Source organism: Saccharothrix sp. NRRL B-16314, assembly GCF_000716595.1.
GTDB lineage: Bacteria > Actinomycetota > Actinomycetes > Mycobacteriales > Pseudonocardiaceae > Actinosynnema.
The window spans coordinates 180,745-197,380 of sequence record NZ_JNXC01000002.1; the positions used below are offsets into that span (position 1 = coordinate 180,745).

14 protein-coding genes are annotated in these 16,636 nt (G+C 72.8%); 3 read left to right on the top strand and 11 right to left on the bottom strand.

Annotated elements, in window-relative coordinates; translation table 11 throughout:
* Positions 1-127 precede the first annotated feature (127 nt).
* Positions 128-619, top strand: a complete 492-nt coding sequence (locus OQ02_RS05775) for a hypothetical protein (protein ID WP_033437207.1) — start codon at positions 128-130, stop codon at positions 617-619.
* A gap of 216 nt (positions 620-835) precedes the next feature.
* Here OQ02_RS05775 and OQ02_RS05780 read toward each other — a convergent pair whose 3' ends face one another.
* The 7 genes from OQ02_RS05780 to OQ02_RS05810 form a co-directional block, all read right to left on the bottom strand.
* On the bottom strand, positions 836-1,780 hold the full coding sequence (locus OQ02_RS05780) for a sensor histidine kinase (protein WP_033437208.1): 945 nt from the start codon (positions 1,778-1,780) through the stop codon (positions 836-838).
* A gap of 132 nt (positions 1,781-1,912) precedes the next feature.
* The gene (locus tag OQ02_RS05785; protein WP_033437209.1) at positions 1,913-2,884 is read right to left on the bottom strand and encodes an ROK family protein; all 972 of its coding nucleotides are present in this window, start codon (positions 2,882-2,884) and stop codon (positions 1,913-1,915) included.
* A complete protein-coding gene (locus tag OQ02_RS05790; RefSeq protein ID WP_033437425.1) occupies positions 2,878-3,207 on the bottom strand; it encodes a hypothetical protein in 330 nt (109 codons plus the stop codon). Before OQ02_RS05790 ends, OQ02_RS05785 begins: the two co-directional genes overlap by 7 nt.
* A gap of 5 nt (positions 3,208-3,212) precedes the next feature.
* Positions 3,213-4,409 carry an ArsA family ATPase gene (locus OQ02_RS05795; protein ID WP_033437210.1) on the bottom strand — a complete coding sequence of 399 codons (1,197 nt, stop codon included), beginning with the start codon at positions 4,407-4,409 and terminating at the stop codon, positions 3,213-3,215.
* Positions 4,406-4,843 (bottom strand): SRPBCC family protein, encoded by a 438-nt coding sequence (locus OQ02_RS05800; RefSeq protein ID WP_033437211.1) that lies wholly within the window; start codon positions 4,841-4,843, stop codon positions 4,406-4,408. The genes OQ02_RS05795 and OQ02_RS05800 overlap by 4 nt, the downstream gene beginning before the upstream one ends.
* A 26-nt stretch (positions 4,844-4,869) precedes the next feature.
* A complete protein-coding gene (locus OQ02_RS05805; RefSeq protein WP_033437212.1) occupies positions 4,870-5,658 on the bottom strand; it encodes a metallophosphoesterase family protein in 789 nt (262 codons plus the stop codon).
* A gap of 11 nt (positions 5,659-5,669) precedes the next feature.
* Entirely contained in the window at positions 5,670-6,050 is a 381-nt protein-coding gene (locus tag OQ02_RS05810) for a polyketide cyclase / dehydrase and lipid transport (protein ID WP_231499889.1), read from the bottom strand.
* Positions 6,051-6,163: 113 nt separating this feature from the next.
* Here OQ02_RS05810 and OQ02_RS05815 point away from each other — a divergent pair, with 113 nt between their 5' ends.
* Both OQ02_RS05815 and OQ02_RS05820 read left to right on the top strand, forming a co-directional pair.
* Entirely contained in the window at positions 6,164-7,972 is a 1,809-nt protein-coding gene (locus OQ02_RS05815; RefSeq protein WP_033437213.1) for an AMP-dependent synthetase/ligase, read from the top strand.
* Positions 7,973-8,226: 254 nt separating this feature from the next.
* Entirely contained in the window at positions 8,227-11,187 is a 2,961-nt protein-coding gene (locus tag OQ02_RS05820; RefSeq protein ID WP_081915415.1) for an AfsR/SARP family transcriptional regulator, read from the top strand.
* A gap of 162 nt (positions 11,188-11,349) precedes the next feature.
* Here OQ02_RS05820 and OQ02_RS05825 read toward each other — a convergent pair whose 3' ends face one another.
* The 4 genes from OQ02_RS05825 to OQ02_RS05840 form a co-directional block, all read right to left on the bottom strand.
* A complete protein-coding gene (locus OQ02_RS05825; RefSeq protein ID WP_033437214.1) occupies positions 11,350-12,480 on the bottom strand; it encodes a glycosyltransferase family 4 protein in 1,131 nt (376 codons plus the stop codon).
* A 25-nt stretch (positions 12,481-12,505) separates the two neighbouring features.
* Entirely contained in the window at positions 12,506-13,789 is a 1,284-nt protein-coding gene (locus tag OQ02_RS05830; protein ID WP_051771904.1) for a hypothetical protein, read from the bottom strand.
* 64 nt (positions 13,790-13,853) lie between these two features.
* A complete protein-coding gene (locus tag OQ02_RS05835) occupies positions 13,854-14,894 on the bottom strand; it encodes a C40 family peptidase (RefSeq protein WP_033437215.1) in 1,041 nt (346 codons plus the stop codon).
* A 298-nt stretch (positions 14,895-15,192) separates the two neighbouring features.
* Positions 15,193-16,551, bottom strand: a complete 1,359-nt coding sequence (locus tag OQ02_RS05840; protein ID WP_081915416.1) for an NYN domain-containing protein — start codon at positions 16,549-16,551, stop codon at positions 15,193-15,195.
* Positions 16,552-16,636: the final 85 nt, after the last annotated feature.

A 16,636-nucleotide genomic window follows, 5' to 3' on the forward strand; every position in this document is an offset into this window, starting at 1 on the left:
ACACGCACGCGAACGCGGTACGGTCCCAACGTCCACCGGCTGCCGTAATCCGCAACACAACGGGCTCGTGGGACGATGGAACCTGCCAGAGGATTGGCCTTCACGACCGGAGGGCTGGAGCACGCCGATGAACTCCCGACGCGACTCGACCGACGGTCCGGAGGACGTGGACGCGACCTTCGCCGAGATCGTGGCGGGCCTGGAACGCGAAGGCGTCGGCACGCGGGCGTGGTCCGACGAGGTCGAACCGGACGAAGGCGACGAGGCGGAGCCCGTCCGGCCGTTGCGCCCCGAAGGGCAGCCGGCCGTGGCCACGGTCGAGGACGGCCCTGACGGTGACGACGTCGACTCGGACGCCGAGTCGGACGACCCGAACGACCACTACGTGCCGCCGGAGCCGCCACCGCTGCCCGCGTTGCGGCGGGGGACGATCGCGGCGTTGGCGCTGATCGTGCTGGGTGTCGTGCTGCTGCTGGCGCCGGGGCTGTTCGGCTTGACCGGCACGATCGGCACGCCGCTGTCTCTGGTCGTGATGTGCTCGGGCGCCGGCTGGCTGATCCTGCGGATGCGCAACACCCAACCGCCGGACTCCGGCTGGGACGACGGCGCCGTCCTCTAACCCCCCGTGAGTCCTACGTTCAGTACCCGTGAGTCGTACCTTCAGAACCCCCGTGTCCTACGTTCAGAACCCCCGAATTCAACGCTCGGAACACGGCCGGCAGGCCTGGGTCGTTCTGAGCGTTGAACTCGGGGGACGCGAACGTAGGACTCACGCGTTCCGAACGTAGGACTCACGCGTTCCGAACGTAGGACTCACGGGGCCGGAACGTAGGACTCACGGGAGGTGGGGGCCGGCGGTGAGGCGGATGGTGTAGCCGTTCGGGTCACGGGTCATGGTCACGTCGCGGCACGTGCGGTGGGTCAGCCAGAGGCCGACCCCGGCCGTCGACGTGTGGCTGGTGGGGATCAGGCCCGCGGTCGGGGACGGTGGGCCGTTGCCGCGGTCGCTGACGGCGACCAGGGCTTGCGCGGGTGCGACCCACGCGCGCAGCGTCACCGGCGGCTTGCCGTGGCACAGGGCGTTGGTCACGGCCTCGCTCGCCGCGTACACGAGGTCGTCCACGTCGTCCCGGGTCAAACGGGTGGCAGCGCAGGCCGCGGTCACCGCCCGACGGGCCTCCGCGGGCGCCGGGTCGGTCAGCTCGACCACCGGCGGGTCCGCTTCGAGCGCGGTGGGCACGGTCGGCGGCAACGTCCACGGCGAGTGGCGCGGGTTCGGCTGGTGGGTGCCGTCCGGCCCGATCACGTGCGGGTGGGTGCGCAGGACGTCCGCCAGCACCGACGCGGGCGTGGTCCGCAGGTCGTACGGGCACAGCCCCCACAGCGGCAACTCGGCGAACACCTCGTTCACCGCCGCCTCGTACCGCGACCACCAGTCCCACCGCACGCCGACGCCGGGGTGCGGCACCTCTCCCACCACCCGGATCTGCGCCGCGCCCGCGTACTCGGCGAACAGCTTCCGGTACCCCAGGATCGCCTCGGTCGGCCGCTCGTACTGGTCCGGGCCGGCCAGGAAGACCACACCGGCGTCGTCGGCCACCACGTCCCGGACCAGCCGCTCGTTGGCCGGGTGGCACGCCACGACGACCGGCTCGCCGGCCGCCACACCGTCCTGGACGAACGGCGCCACGATCGACCGGAAGTCGTCGTCACCGCGGTAGAAGGCGGTCTCGTGGAAGTAGCCGGCGTGATCACGCGCCGCACCCGTTCGAACACTCATCCGGACATCACGGGGTCACCCCAGGGCCCGCGTGCGTGTCGCGCGGCCTCAGTCTCCGGAAGGCTGCCGCGGCGCCGGAGGTGCGCATGCCGCGATGCTACGCGGAGCAAGCCGTCGAATGTCCGGTGCAGGTCACCGGGGTCGTCCGTTGCGCGCAGTGTGGCCGGCCACGTCACGCGCCAGCGTCGCCACCCCGACGATCCCGGCGTCGTCGCCGAGCTGGGCCGTCCGGATCCGGGCCAACGGCCGGTGCCCGGCTCCGGTCACCACGGCCGCGTACCGCTCCCGCGCGTCGTCCAGGAACAGCGGCGCGGACTCCGACACCCCACCGCCGATCACCACGACCTCCGGGTCGTACACGTCCGCGACCAGCGCCAACCCCTCGCCCAGCCACCGCGCCAGGTCGGCCATCGCACGTTGCGCCAACGGGTCGCCGTCCCGCGCCGCGCCCGCCACCCGCCGCCCGGTGACCGCCCGCGAATCGCCCAACGCCTCCCGCGCCAGCACGGTCGACAGGCCGGGGTGCCGGGCCAGCAGCTCGATCGCCGTCGTGCTCAACGCGGTGCCGCTGCAGTACCGCTCCCAGCAGCCGTTCTTGCCGCACGGACACGGCCGCCCGTCCGGCACGAGCCGCAGGTGCCCCAGCTCGGGCGCGACGCCGTGCGCACCGCGGAACACCTGGCCGTCGATCAACAGCGCGCCGCCGATCCCGGTGCCGATCGCGACCAGGGCGGCGATCTTCGCCCCGCGCGCCGCGCCGAACCGGTGCTCGGCCAGCGCGGCGGCGTTCGCGTCGTGCTCCAGCACCACCGGCAGGCCGACGCGCTGCGAGATCCGCTCGGCCACCGGCGCCTGCCGCCACGCGAGGTGCGGCGCGAACCGCACGGTCATCCGGTCCGACGCGACGAACCCGGCGACCGCCAGACCGACCGCGGCCACGTCGTGCCGGCCCGCCAACTCGGCGACGGCCGCGCCGATCGCCTCCTCCAGCGCCTCTTCGCCGCTGGGCGTGGCGGCACGCGCCGTGTCGAGCACCGCGCCGTCGCCGTCGACCACACCGGCCCGCACGCTCGTCCCGCCGACGTCGACGCCGACAGTCAGCACTGCGACCCCTTGTCGCGCCGCACCACCGGGATGTGCTGGACGCGCGGCTTCCTCGCCTCTTCCCCGGAGTCGGCGGGGGTGGGCACCGGCTCGGCCAACGCCGCCCGCAGCACCGCGATCAGCCCGGCCACGTGTTCGGCGGCCTTCGCGGCCAGCTCCGACCGGTCGCCGCGGGCAAGCGCCACCGCGTTGCACAACGGGCACCAGCCGCAGCTCCGGGTGTCGTGCTCGCCCTCGGCGGCCATCCGGTGCAGCCACGGCTGCGCCCGCTCGGCGGCGGCGTCGAGCAGCAGGCGCAGCTCCTCGGCAAGCTTCGAGTCCACGTGCCTCACCGCATCCACAGGTCGGGGTCGGGTGCGAATCGCACCGCCAACCCGGTGTCGTCCAGCTCCGCGCCGGTCACCACGCAGCGCTTGAGCAGCGATGGCAGCGCGACGAGCCGGCGCCTGCCGTCCACGGTGACGGCGAGGTCGTCGCCGACCCGTGCCAGGTCGAGTGACGAGTCGCCGACCGGCAGCGCGATGCGCAGCGTGTACTCCTGCTCGCCGGACCGCACCACCTCCAGCAGTGGCCCGTCGTCGGCGTCAGAGCCCTCCAGCGGGTCACGCCCCTGGTAGAGGCCGTCGGCGACGTCCAGCAACGCGGTCGTGCCGACGGGTTCGGCGGCCCGGTGCTCCACCGTGCGCACGGACCCGAGGTCGCCCAGTTCCGCGAGCACCGCGTCCTGCTCGGTCCGCCGGGTGCGCAGCCACTCGGCCGCCGCACCTCGGTCCGCGCCCGGATCGGGCACGACCCGGTTCGCGATCACGCCGTCCACCCGGATGCCCTGCAGCGCCAGCGCCGTCACGGTCCGCCTGGTCTCCGCCGCGACCACCCGTTCCGGGGTGAGCACGAGCCGCACGCTGGTGGACGGCGAGGTCAGCAAGCCGCGCAGCTGGTCCAGGTCTTCCGCGAGCCTGCCCAACGCGTCGGCGGTGGCGTCCCACTTCTCGGCCGTGCCGCTGCCCGCGACACCGGCCAGCAGCCCGCGCACCACCCGCCGGTGGGTCGGGAACAGCCGTTCCAGGTAGGAGGCGAACGCCTCGGGCAGCGCCAGCAGGCGCAACGTCTCGGCGGTCGGACCGCAGTCGACGACCACCACGTCCCACGGTCCGCCGTTCGCCAGCCGGCGCACCTCGGACAGCGCCAGCAGCTCCTCGACGCCGGGCAGGACGGTCAGCTCCTCGGCGTCCAGCTCGTCAACGCCCGCGCCCGCGAGCACGGTCCGCAGGTGTCCGCGCAGGTCGCGCCAGGCGTCGTCGACGAGGGCGCGCGGGTCGACCTGGGCCGCGTGGAGGCTGCCCTCGACCTCGGTGACGTGACCGGACAGAGGCACGCCCAGCGCGTCGCCGAGCGAGTGCGCCGGATCGGTGGACACGACCAGCGCCTTGCGGCCACCGGCGGCGAGCGCGGTGGCGGTGGCGGCGGCCAAGGTCGTCTTGCCGACCCCGCCCTTACCGGTGAAGAGCAGCAGGCGGGCGCTCATCCAGCGTTTTCCACCCGCCGCTTGAGCTCCTTGAGCGCGGTGTCCATGATCATCTTTTCGGCTTTGCGGCGGAACAGGCCGATCATCGGCACGATCAACTGCACCGAGAGCGTGTAGGTGACCTCGGTCGAGCCGCCCTTGGGGGTCAGCGCGTAGCTGCCCTCCTGCGACTTCTGCATCTGGCCCTTGACCAGGTGCCACGAGATCTTCTTCGTGGACCACTCGTCGTACGCGAGGACGTACTCGTCCTTGATCGGGCCCTGGTCGATGTTGAACCTGACCTGGGCCGCGCGGCCGTCCGCCCCGGTCTCCAGCACCTCGGTGCGCTTCACGCCGTTGGCCCACTGGGGGTAGGCGTCGAAGTCGGCGATGACCGCCACGATCTCCTCGGGCGTCGCGTCGATGACGATGGACTGGGTGGACTCGTCGGCCATGCGGGGAGGCTACCCGGTAGATCCGCTCACCAACGCAGGACGTGGGGCGTGCCGCTGCGCTGGAAGTGGCCGACGTTGACGCACTCGGTCCAGCCGACCCGCACCCGGCGCGCCATCGGCTGGTGCACGTGCCCGAACACCGACCAGCGCGGCCGGTCGCGCTCGATCACCTCCAGCAGCGACGCGGAGCCGAGCTCGGGTCGGCGGGCGACCACGTCGTAGGTCAGCTCGGCCACCGCCGGCGGCACGTGGGTGCACAGCACGTCGACCTCGCCCAGGCCCGCCAACGCCGCGCCGAACTCGTCCTCGGTGCGCAGGTAGGGCCGCCAGGGACCGCGCCGGTTCGGCACGAAACCGGGGTGCAGCAGCGCGCCTCCCGCGAAGCCGAACCGCAGCCCGCCGATGTCGACGGACTGGCCGTCCAGGACGTGCAGGCCGTCGCGGGCGAACCTCGGCCACAGCTCGGGGCTGTCCACGTTGCCCGGCGTGGCGTAGGTGGGCGCGCTCATCGCCCCGAACAGCTCGGTGTACTGCTCGACGATCGCCTCCTGGACGACGTCGGCGGCGTTGTCCAGGCTCTCCCAGAGCGACCGCATGTAGCGGACCGTCTCGGCGCCGAGCCTGCCCCGCCGGAGCCGGGCGAACACCTCGACCTTCTCCGCGCCGAACACCCGGCCGAGGATGCCCTTGCCGTGGTCGTAGTAGTCGACGAAGTCGACCAGGTCACCCAGCACCACCAGCGCGTCGGCACCGTCCCCGGCGCGGGCCAGTGCCTCCGCGTTGCCGTGGACGTCCGAGACGACGTGAACCCGCACGAGACCCGAATCTACGGCAGGAGGGGCGGTACGCCGGGAGGCCGGCCGGCCTCCAAGATCACTTTGAGCCCGAGCGAGACCTCCTTGGCGGCCAGCTGGCGGCGGCGCACCTCGCGCCGGACCTGCTGGTCGGAGGCGTTTCCGGGCAGGTCGGCGCGGAGGAAGTAGTGCAGCAGGGTGCCGTCCATGACGGCCTCCAGCCAGACCTCCATCGTTCCGACCAACGCGCCCGCCACCGTCCAGCGCAACCCCTCACTGCCCCGATCGGCGTAGACGTCGAGGGTGAGGTCGGGCCAGAATTCCGCCCAGGCGACGGGCGGCGCGAAGGCGGCGGCAACCACGTCCGGAGGCACTGCGAGGAACGTCTCGTCCACGACGTCGACACTGGGCACGGATGGGAAGAGTGCCACGACACGGTTACGGAAGTGCCCACCAGCCTGGTGTATCGCCGGAATCACAGGCTAAGTTTCCCCACCGGTAACAAACGAATCGTCCGGAGGTCGACGTGCGCGAGTTCAGCGTCCCCGCCACCGCCACTGTGGCTGCCGAGGAGAACCTCACCGACATGGTGTGGGCGAACGCGGAGCGCTTCGGCAACGCCGTCAGCTTCCGCCGCCGCGTGGACGGGACATGGGTGGACGTCACCGCCCGTGATTTCGCCGCCCAGGTGCTGGCCCTGGCCAAGGGCATGGTCGCGGCGGGTCTCCAGGTCGGCGACAGGGTCGGCCTGATGTCCAAGACCCGCTACGAGTGGACCCTGCTCGACTTCGCCATCTGGCACGCGGGCGGGATCGTGGTCCCGATCTACGAGACCTCCTCCGCCGAGCAGGTCGAGTGGATCCTGTCCGACTCCGCGGCCAAGGCCGTGTTCGTGGAGACCTCCGACCACCGCGCGACGGTGGACTCGGTGGTGGCGGGCCTGCCCGAGGTGCGGCACGTGTGGCAGATCGACGGCCCCTCCGGTGACGCGGCGGGCGCGATCGACGAGCTGACCGCGTTGGGCGCCTCGGTGTCCGACGACGACGCCCGTGCCCGGCGCAAGGAGGTCAGCGCGGACGACACCGCGACGATCGTCTACACCTCCGGCACCACGGGCCGCCCGAAGGGCTGCGAGCTGACCCACCGGAACCTGCTGGCCGAGGTGCGCGGCGGGATCGCGGCGTTCCCCGAGCTCATGCGGGCGGGCAACTCGCTGCTGCTGTTCCTGCCGCTGGCGCACATCCTGGCCCGCTCCCTGTCGGTGACGGGCGTGTACACGCGGGTCACGCTGGGGCACACCTGGGACGTGAAGAACCTGGTGCCGGACCTCCAGTCGTTCCGGCCGACGTTCGTGGTGGCCGTGCCGCGGGTGTTCGAGAAGGTCTACAACGGCGCGAAGCAGAAGGCGCACGCGGCGGGCAAGGGCAAGATCTTCGACGCCGCCGAGGCGACCGCGGTGCAGTACAGCGAGGCGCAGGACACCGGCGGCGCGGGCCTCGGGCTCAAGATCAAGCACGCGGTGTTCTCGAAGCTCGTCTACAGCAAGCTCCAGGCCGCGCTCGGCGGCCGGTGCATCGCGGCGGTGTCCGGCGGCGCTCCGCTCGGCGAACGCCTGGCCCACTTCTTCCGCGGCGTGGGCGTGCCGGTGCTGGAGGGCTACGGCCTGACCGAGACCAGCGCGGCGGCGAGCGTCAACACCAAGGCCGCGTTCCGGGTGGGCACGGTGGGCCGGCCGATGATCGGCACGTCGGTGCGCATCGCCGAGGACGGCGAGATCCTGATCAAGGGCGACATCGTGTTCCGCAGCTACTGGAACAACGCGCAGGCCACCTCGGAGGCGCTGGAGGACGGCTGGTTCCACACCGGTGACCTCGGCGAACTGGACGAGGACGGCTTCGTCAAGATCACCGGCCGCAAGAAGGAGATCATCGTCACCGCCGGCGGCAAGAACGTCTCGCCCGCCGTCCTCGAGGACCGCCTCCGCGCGCACCCGCTGATCAGCCAGTGCATGGTCGTCGGCGACGCGCAGCCGTTCATCGGCGCGCTGATCACGATCGACCCGGAGTTCTTCCCGACGTGGAAGGAGCAGCACGGCAAGCCGACGTCGGCGACCGTGGCGGAGATGGTGGACGACGAGACGCTGCGCGGCGAGATCCAGGCCGCGGTGGACGAGGCCAACCTGGCGGTGTCCAAGGCGGAGGCGATCCGGAAGTTCCGCGTCCTGCCGGTGGACTTCACCGAGGCGGGCGGCGAGATGACCCCCAGCCTCAAGCTGCGCCGCTCGGTCGTGGCCAGCACCTACAAGCAGGACATCGACGCCATCTACGCCGGCTGAGGTCCCGGCCCCCGCCGGCTCTGGGCGCACATAAGACGAGTGGCCCGCACCTGATCGGTGCGGGCCACTCGACCCCCAGTGATCGCGTATCCGCATGACGCGGACCCGAGAAGTCCTGTTGTCCCGGTCCCCCAACCGGGACATCTCCAAGAGTGCAGGAACGCGCTGTCGTATCGCTGACGCGGCGGTGACTCGTGCCGTCAGCGCCGGTCCTAGGCTGTACCCGGGGAGGCGGAACGAGGGGACGCAAACGGATGGGCGCAGGGCCGTGGTTCGGCCTTCTCGGCCCCCTTGAAGTGCGCATACACGGCGAGCCGGTGTCGGTGCGGGCCGGCAAGCACCGTGCGCTGCTGGCCGCGTTGTCGCTGCGCGCCGGACGGGTCGTCCCAATTGGCGAACTGGTCTCGTACCTGTGGGGTGACGACCCTCCCGCACGCACGCGCGGCACCTTGCAGACCTACGTCATGCGGCTCCGGCAACTCCTCGGCGACCCGTCCCTGATCCGGACCACCTCGGACGGCTACCGGCTGGTCGTGCCACCCGAACAGGTCGACGTGCACCGGTTCACCACCACCGCCGGCCTCGCCCGTCAGGCCGCGCAGTCCGGCCACCTCGCCGACGCGGCCGAGCTGTACGCGCAGGCGTTGGCGCTGTGGCGCGGTCCGGCGCTGTCGGACGTGCCGTCGGACGCGTTGCGCGACAGCACCGTGCCGAGGCTGGCCGAGCGGCTGCTGGTGGTGCACGAGGAGCGCAACGACGTCGAGCTCGCGCTGGGCAACCACGAGCGGCTGGTCCCGGTGCTGCGGTCGTTGACCGCGGACCACCCGCTGCGCGAGCGGTTCTGGGCGCAGCTCATGGTGGCGCTGTACCGGGGCAGCAGGCAGGCCGAGGCGCTGGAGGCCTTCCGCCGGGTCGACCGGATGCTGGGCGACCAGCTCGGCGTCGAACCCGGGCTGGCGCTGCGGGAGCTGCACCAGGCGATCCTGGTCGGTGACCCGAGCCTGGCCGCGCCCGCCGAGCGCACCGACCCCGGACCGGACCAGCTGCCGCCGGACGTGCCGGTGTTCGTCGGCCGGACCGCGCTGGTGGACCGGATCTCCCGGCTGGTCGCGCCGGACGGGCCGCGCACCGCCGTGCCGATCGTGGCGCTGACGGGCGTGCCGGGGGTGGGCAAGACGGCGTTGGCGGTGCACGTGGCGCACCGGTTGCGCGACCGGTTCCCCGACGGGCGGCTGTACGTGGACCTGCGTGGTGGCGCGTCCGGGCCGGCGATGCCGGTGGTGGAGGCGCTGACCCGGTTCCTGCGGGCGCTGGGCGTGCCGCCGGAGCAGATCCCGGTGGACGTGGACGAGCAGAGCACGCTGTTCCGGTCGTTGCTGACCGGCCGGCGGATGCTGCTGGTGCTGGACAACGCCGTCGCGCCCGACCAGGTGCGGCCCCTGCTGCCCGGTGCGGCGAGCTGCCCGGTGCTGGTGACCAGCCGGGACGACCTGCGCGGCCTGATCGCCGTCGACGGCGCCCGCCGGGTGGGGCTTGACGTGTTCGAGCCGCACGAGTCGCTGGCCCTGCTGCGGCGGTCCGGGCAGCCGGCGGAGGAGCTGGCGCGGCGGTGCCGGCACCTGCCGTTGACGCTGGGCATCGCGGCGGCGGCGGTCGGCGGCGGCTCGGTGTCGCGGTACCTGGAACGGCTGGGCGACCGCGGTCCGCTGGAACTCGCGCACGCCACGCTGCCACCCGCCGCACGCCGGTTGTTCGCGTTGCTGAGCGTCGTGCCGGGGCCGGACTTCACCGCCGAGGTCGCGGCGAACGCGGCGGACCTGCCGGTGTCGGAGGCCGCCGCGCTGCTCGACGAGCTGACCAGGGCGCGGCTGGTGCGTTCCGGCTCGGGTCGGTACGCGTTCCACGACGAGCTGGCGCGGTTCGCCGCCGAGGTGGCGGACGCCGAGCCGGACGTCGGCGCGGCGCGGGTTCGGGTGCTGGAGTTCTACGTGCGGGCGGTGGACCACTGCGCCGAACTGCTGTACCCCGACCTGATGCGGCTGCCCGCGCCGGTCGCGCGGGCGGTGCGGTTGCCGCGGATCGGGACGGCGGCGCAGGCGCGGGCGTGGCTGGACGCGGAGCGGGCGAACCTGACCGCGGCGATCCGTTCGGCGGCCGAGCGCGGGCCGGCCGCGGTGTCGTGGCGGCTGGCCGACGGGCTGCGCGGGTACCTGTGGATCGGCAAGCACGTCACCGAGTGGCTGTCGACCGCGCGGTACGGGATGGACGCGGCGCACGAGCAGCGCGACCTGGCTGGCGAGGCGGCGATGCACCAGAACCTGGCCACGTTGCACTGGCGGCTCGGCGAGTTCACCACGTCCATCGCGCACTACACGCGCGCGGTCGAGCTGCACCGGGTGTCCGGTGACCTGGCGTCGGAGGCGGGGGTGCGCAGCTGCCTGGGCGTGGTGCGGATGGACGCCGGCGACATGGAAGGTGCGCGCGACGACCTGGAGACGTGCCTGGCGTTGAAGCGCGAGTCCGGTGGGCCGCGGTCGGGTGAGGCGGGTGTGCTGATCGGGTTGGGCGTGCTGGCGATCGAGACCGGCGAGCCGGCCGAGGCGTCGGACCTGCTGACCGAGGCCCTGGCGATCAGCGTGGGGCACGGGCTGCGGTCCAGTGAGATCACCGCGTTGACGTTGCTCGGGGTGGCGTCGCAGGTCATGGGGGAACCGCAGCGCGCGCTCGTCCACCTCTCCGAGGCGTTGCGGCTGTCGACCGACGCGGGGTTCCGGGAGTCCACCGCACGGGTGTTGGAGACGATCGCGTCCGTGCGGCTGGACTTGGGCGAGCACGCCGAGGCGCTGGCGCTGGCGGACCAGGCGTTGACCGAGTTGCGGGAGGACGGCGACCAGCGGATCACCACGAACGTGCTGGTGGTGATGGCGTCCGCGAACCGCGGTCTGGGCTCGCTCCGCACCGCCGACGAGCAGTTCCAGCAGGCCCTCACGAAGGCACGCCGGATCGGCTACCTCCCCGGTGAGGCTCGCGCCCTCGTCGGCCTGGCGTCCGTCCGCCGCCTCCTGGACCGGCCGGCCGAAGCGGAGACCCTGGCCACCGAGGCCGTCACCCTCACCGCGAACCTGGGCCTGCGCGTGACCGAGCGTTCGGCCCGCACCGAACTGGCCGCCGTCCACACCGCCCTGTCCACCCGGACAACGCGTTCCGAACGTTGAACTCACCCGTTCCGAACGTAGGACTCACGGCCCGCGAACGTAGGACTCACGCCGCACGAACGTAGGACTCACGCCGCACTCGCGTGAGTCCTACGTTCAGGGCGCGTGAGTCCTACGTTCGGGACGCGTGAGTCCTACGTTCGGGACGGGTGAGTTGAACGTTCAGGAGTTGATCAAGCCGGCGAGGCGGTCGGCCAGGACGTCCCAGCGCCAGCTCGACGTGACCCACTCACGTCCGGCGGCGCCCATCTTCGCGGCGGTGCCGGGGTCGGCCAGGAGCGCGGCGACGGCGTTTGCGACCTCCTCGACCGCACGACCGTCGACCACACGGCCGGTCACGCCGTCGCGCACGGTCTCCGGCGCACCACCCGAACGCCCCGCCACGACCGGCAGCCCGGTGGCCGACGCCTCCAGGTACACGATGCCGAGGCCCTCGACGTCCAGCCCACGCCCGCGAGTCCGGCACGGCATGGCGAACACGTCACCGGCGTTGTAGTGCCCCGGCAGTTCCTCCCACGGCACGGACCCGGTCATCACCACGTGCTCCGACACCCCGACCGACGCGGCCAACCGCTCCAAGGTCCCCCGGTACGGCCCACCGCCCACCAGCAGCAACGCCGCGTCGGGCACCTGCCGCCGGATCTCCGGCAACGCCCGCACCAGCACGTCCTGCCCCTTCCGCGGCACGAGACGCGACACGCACACCACCACCGGCCGGTCGCCCAACCCGTACCGCGCCCGAAGCGATTCCCGAGCGGACGCGTCGGGCGCGAAGACCGACGTGTCCACACCGGACGGCAAGTGCTCCAACGCCGCCAGCGGCCCGAAAGCCGCCGCGAACCGGGACCGCGTGTACCGGCTCACGAACGTCACCACGTCCACGTCCGACCCGATCCGCCGCAACGCCTGCCGCGCGCCCGGCAGCATCGACCACCCGACCTCGTGCCCGTGCGTCGACGCCACCACCCGCGAAGCGCCCGCCGCCCGCAGCCGGGACGCCATCAACGCCAGCGGAGCCGCCGCCCCGAACCACACGGCGTCACAACGCGCCCCGCGCAGGATGTCCGACGCCCGCCGCAGGACGTCCGGCGTGGGCAGCATCAACGTCCCCGGATGCCGCACCACCTCGAACGGCTGCACGGCGTCGAACTCCGGGTGCGAGCCGGAAGGCGACTCCCACGACGGCGCGTACACCACCAACTCGGGCAGCCGCACGGCCAACGCGTGCAAGTAGGCCTGGATGCCGCCGGGCCGGGGCGGGAAGTCATTGGTCACCAACAGGGTCCGACGCACGCACCCACGTTACGGGACCACCTCGTCACCCGAACGCCTGCCGCAGGAAGTCCTGCCACCCCCGCACCAACCCCGCCGTGTCCTGCCCTGTGACCTCGCGCAACACACCGTCCACTTCGGACACACCGACCCGCGCGAGCCGCCGGTGCAGCCGCACCAGCCCCGGCTCGCCCAAAGTGGACGCCAGGTACAGGTTCAGCGACCACGACTGCTGGTACGCCAGCTCCATCGCACCGCCGCGGAAGTCGGCGTCCGCCGGCAACGCGGTGGGCAGCCCTTGCCGGACCTGTGCCGCCAGCAACGGCGCGGCCTTGCGCGGCGGCACGTCGCTGCGCCGGTACCCCACGTAGTCCGCGAAACCCTCCAGCACCCACATCGGCGCGCCGTCCACGGTCTCACCGCGCGCGGCGACGTGCGTGATCTCGTGCCGCAGCAGCACCCCCAGCGACAACGGCGACAACGCGCCCGCGCTGTCCGGGTTCAGCACCACCCGTTGACCACGGGCCGTGTGCGTGTCGGGGTCGACCCGGTCGGCCACCGCGACGCCCGCGATCGACCCGGTGGCGAACCCGGGTCCGACCAGCGCGCGCATCTCGTCCACACCCGCCGGGATCAGCACGGCCACTTGGCGCGACCACGCCGGCCCCCACACCTCGGTCACCGCCGCCACCGCGTCGTCCAACTCGGCGAGCACCCGTGCGGCCAGCGCCTCACCGCCGGGGTGGCTCAGCACGAACCCGCCGGTGCCGGTGAGGACCTGGCAAGGCCCGAAGTCCCACGGCCCGCGCCAGGTGCGCTTGCCGATCGGTTCGAGGGCGGTGTCGGAGTTGAGGTGCCACTTGCCGTCGCGCTTGGTGAACAGGTACGCCATGCCCTGGCTGCTGGGTTCCGCGTCCACGCCGCGCAGCCGGTAGGACAGCCGCACGTCCGGCGCCCATGATTCGTCGGCGGCGGGCAGGTCGAGCGACGAGAGGTCGGCCTCGCCTCGCGCGCCGGAGTCCCACTCGGCGAGGTAGTCCCACTCGGCCAGCGGCACGGCGGCGAGGTTGCGGAACAGGTCGCGCTGCCGCTGCCGGAACGCGGGGTCTGCCAACGGGTCCAGGTCGGCGGTGAACGCCGTCTCGTCGCGTTCCAGCACCGCCCGCGCGCGGCGTTCGAGCAGGGACCGGATCGCGTCCGCGCGCGGTGACGCGGCGGTGTCCGCGGACGCCGAAGGTGCGGACGGGCTCACCGGGACCGCGGCCAAGCCCAGTCCGGCGAGGAACGTCACGGCCACCAGCGCGGCCAGCAGGACCCGATAGCGGCTCACGAGCCTCCAAAGTCATCGGCAGGGCCACCCCGACGTCCAGGATGGCCCTGCCGGACGACCGCTGTCAGCCCGCGATGCGCCGCATGGCGTAGATGCTGCCCGGAGCTTCGAGCGACACGACCTTGACCGGGACGCCGTCGGTGGACGCGTGCACGACCCGACCGTTGTCCACCGCCATGCCGACGTGCATGCCGCCGTTGTAGATGATCAGGTCACCGGCCGTGACCTCACCGCGGCTGACCGCACGGCCCGCGCCCGCCTGACCGCCGGAGGTGCGCGGAATGGCCACACCGGCCGCCGCGTAGGCCTTCGACGTCAGCCCCGAGCAGTCCCAGAGGTTCGGGCCCGTCGCGCCGTACTGGTACATGTCGCCGATCTGGTCCAGCGCGAACTGGAGGGCCTGACCCGCCGCACCGGCGGGCACGGCGACGTTGGGCGTCTCGCCCGGGTCGCGCAGGACGGTGCGCTCCTGCGCGGTCAGCCGGTTGAGCTGGGTCCTGACCTCGGTGACCTGGCCGTCCAGCTCGTTCTTGCGCTTCGTGAGGTCCTCGGCGATCCGGGCCGCCTCGTCGGTCGCCGCCTGTGCGGCGCCCTGTGCGGCGGCGGCCTTCTGGCGCGCGTCGTCAGCGGCGGCGACCGCACCGGAGAGCCGGTCGAGGGCTTCCTCGTTGTCCGAAGCCAGCACGCCGAGCGCCGACATGCGGTTCAGGAAGTCCTGCTGGGAGTCGGAGACCAGCAAGGCCGACAGCTGGTTGAACCGGGCGCCCTCGAACGACGCCTCGGTGAGCTTGTCGACCTGGACGCGGAAGTTCTCCTCGTCCACCTTCGCCTGGTCGCCGGCCTGGGTCGCCTGGGCGAGGGCGGCGTTCGCCTCGTCCAGCTTCGCCTGGTTGGCGGCGCGGTTCTCCTCCGCGCGCAGGACTTCTTCGTTGAGCTTGGTGGCCTGCTCGGCCAGTTCGTTGTACTTCTTCAGCGCCTCGGAGGCGTTCGCGGGGGTGTTCGGCTGGGCTCCGGCGGGTACGGGCAGTGCGCCCACCGCGGCAGCGGCCACCGCCGTGGCCGCCATCGCCCCGCGCAGGCCGCGCTTGAGTCGTTGCGACGCCACAGTCGCGTGTGTCTCCTTCGTGTGAACCGCCTGCCGATCGGGCGCAGGGAGCAGCCCGACAAGTGACTCGTGATCGAGTTCCGGCTCGGCTCCCCGACAGGCCGATTCGGCGGTGAACCCGCGTCGCCGCCCAGGATGGACCGCATGCTCGCCGCGAGATCTCGGCTAGGTTACGAAAAGTGAGCCCCAGAGTCCACTGGCGGGGCAAGGAAATCGTTGCGGGAAACCGAGCGTTCCCAAACGGCCTAGCTGTGACCTGGTCGTGTGACCGCCGGTGGTGTTAAAAACACGATTCGTGTCACACCCGGCCCAAACGTGCCAGCAGCACCGCGGACGGCACCGGGTGCGCGCCCCGCCGCCGGACGGAATCGGCCACCGCCCGATCGGACGTCACCACGACGACCGGACGGCCCTCCGGCTCGGCCGTCACCAACGCCCTGATCACGTCGTCCGCCAACACGCCCGGATCACTGAACAGCACACGGACTCCGCGCGGCGCGGACGTCGGCACGGCCACCACTCCGGCGCCGTCGAACACCAACGTCACCTCCGCGCCGGTGCGCGCCGCCAACACGGCCAACTGGTGCACCAACCGGTCCCGCTGATCCGACAGCGACAGTTCCGGGTAGCCGGTCTTGGTCACGTTGTAGCCGTCCACGATCAAGTGGACGGCGGGCAGCGCCAGCAGCCGGTCCAACGCCGCCGGGTCCTCCACCCGCCCGACCGCGCCCTGCGCCGCGCTCGCGCCCCGGACGAGGTCCGCGGGCCGCGGGCCGGCGCCACCGAGGGCCAGCTCGCGGCGCAGGCCGTTCACCGCGCCGTCGAGGGTGTCGACGAGCAGCGCCAACCGCACCTCGTCGGCCTGACGGGCTTCCTTGGCCGACTGCCGCGCCACGTCGGCGTCCGCCACGGCCCGCTGCGCCTTGGCCCGCTCGTGCTCGGCGCGTTCGCGCTCGCGGTCCCGTTCGGCGGCCAACCGGCGCACCTCGGCGTCGGCGCCCGCCCGCACCCGTTCGACCTCGGCCGCCGCCGACTCGGCCCGGTCCTTGGCCTCGCGCAGCCGCACGCCCTGCTCCCGCAACCGCTTGCGGAGCCGTTCCAGCTCGACGTCGGCCTCCTCGCGGATCTTGTCCGCCACGCCGCCCGCCTCGGCCCGTTCCGCCTTCAGCCGCTCCAACTCCGCGTCGAGACGTTCCGCGCGCTGCACGGCGAGGTCGCGTTCGGACCGCAGCGACGCGTCCGCCGCACGCCGGCCGATCAGCTCGATGAGGTGCGCCGCGAGCTCGTCGCCCTGCAGGACCGCCGCCGCGCCGGCCGCCACCGGGTCCGGCGACGTGACCTCCAGCGCCGCCGGCCGGTTGCGCCGGAGCCACTCGACGACGGCGGCGCGGAAGTTCGAGGACGACTTCAAGCCGCTCAGCAACACCGGGCCGCCCAGCCGCGCGCGCTTCGTCGGCGCGAACCTCGCCACCGCGCGAAGGGACTGCGGCACGTCGACCTTCGCCAAGTCCCCCAACGCATCCGCGCTCAGCTCGGCGAGCCGCGACCGCAGCGGCTCGGGCAGCGCGGACCAGTCCACAGTGGACTCGACGACCTGCTCGGGGTCCTCGCCCCCCAGGTCGTCGGCACTGTTCGCCGGCGCGATCGGGTCCTGCATCAGTACAGGTTAAGGCCTCTCCCGGACTGCGCCCCCTCCGGCGTCGGCCCGTACCGCGAGGTCGCGGACGACCGGCGGCCGGGCG

Coding starts and splice junctions, on each gene's coding strand:
- OQ02_RS05775 (WP_033437207.1), top strand. CDS start 128: ATGAACTCCCGACGCGACTCGACCGACGGTCCGGAGGACGTGGACGCG.
- OQ02_RS05780 (WP_033437208.1), bottom strand. CDS start 1,780: ATGAGTGTTCGAACGGGTGCGGCGCGTGATCACGCCGGCTACTTCCAC.
- OQ02_RS05795 (WP_033437210.1), bottom strand. CDS start 4,409: ATGAGCGCCCGCCTGCTGCTCTTCACCGGTAAGGGCGGGGTCGGCAAG.
- OQ02_RS05800 (WP_033437211.1), bottom strand. CDS start 4,843: ATGGCCGACGAGTCCACCCAGTCCATCGTCATCGACGCGACGCCCGAG.
- OQ02_RS05820 (WP_081915415.1), top strand. CDS start 8,227: ATGGGCGCAGGGCCGTGGTTCGGCCTTCTCGGCCCCCTTGAAGTGCGC.
- OQ02_RS05840 (WP_081915416.1), bottom strand. CDS start 16,551: ATGCAGGACCCGATCGCGCCGGCGAACAGTGCCGACGACCTGGGGGGC.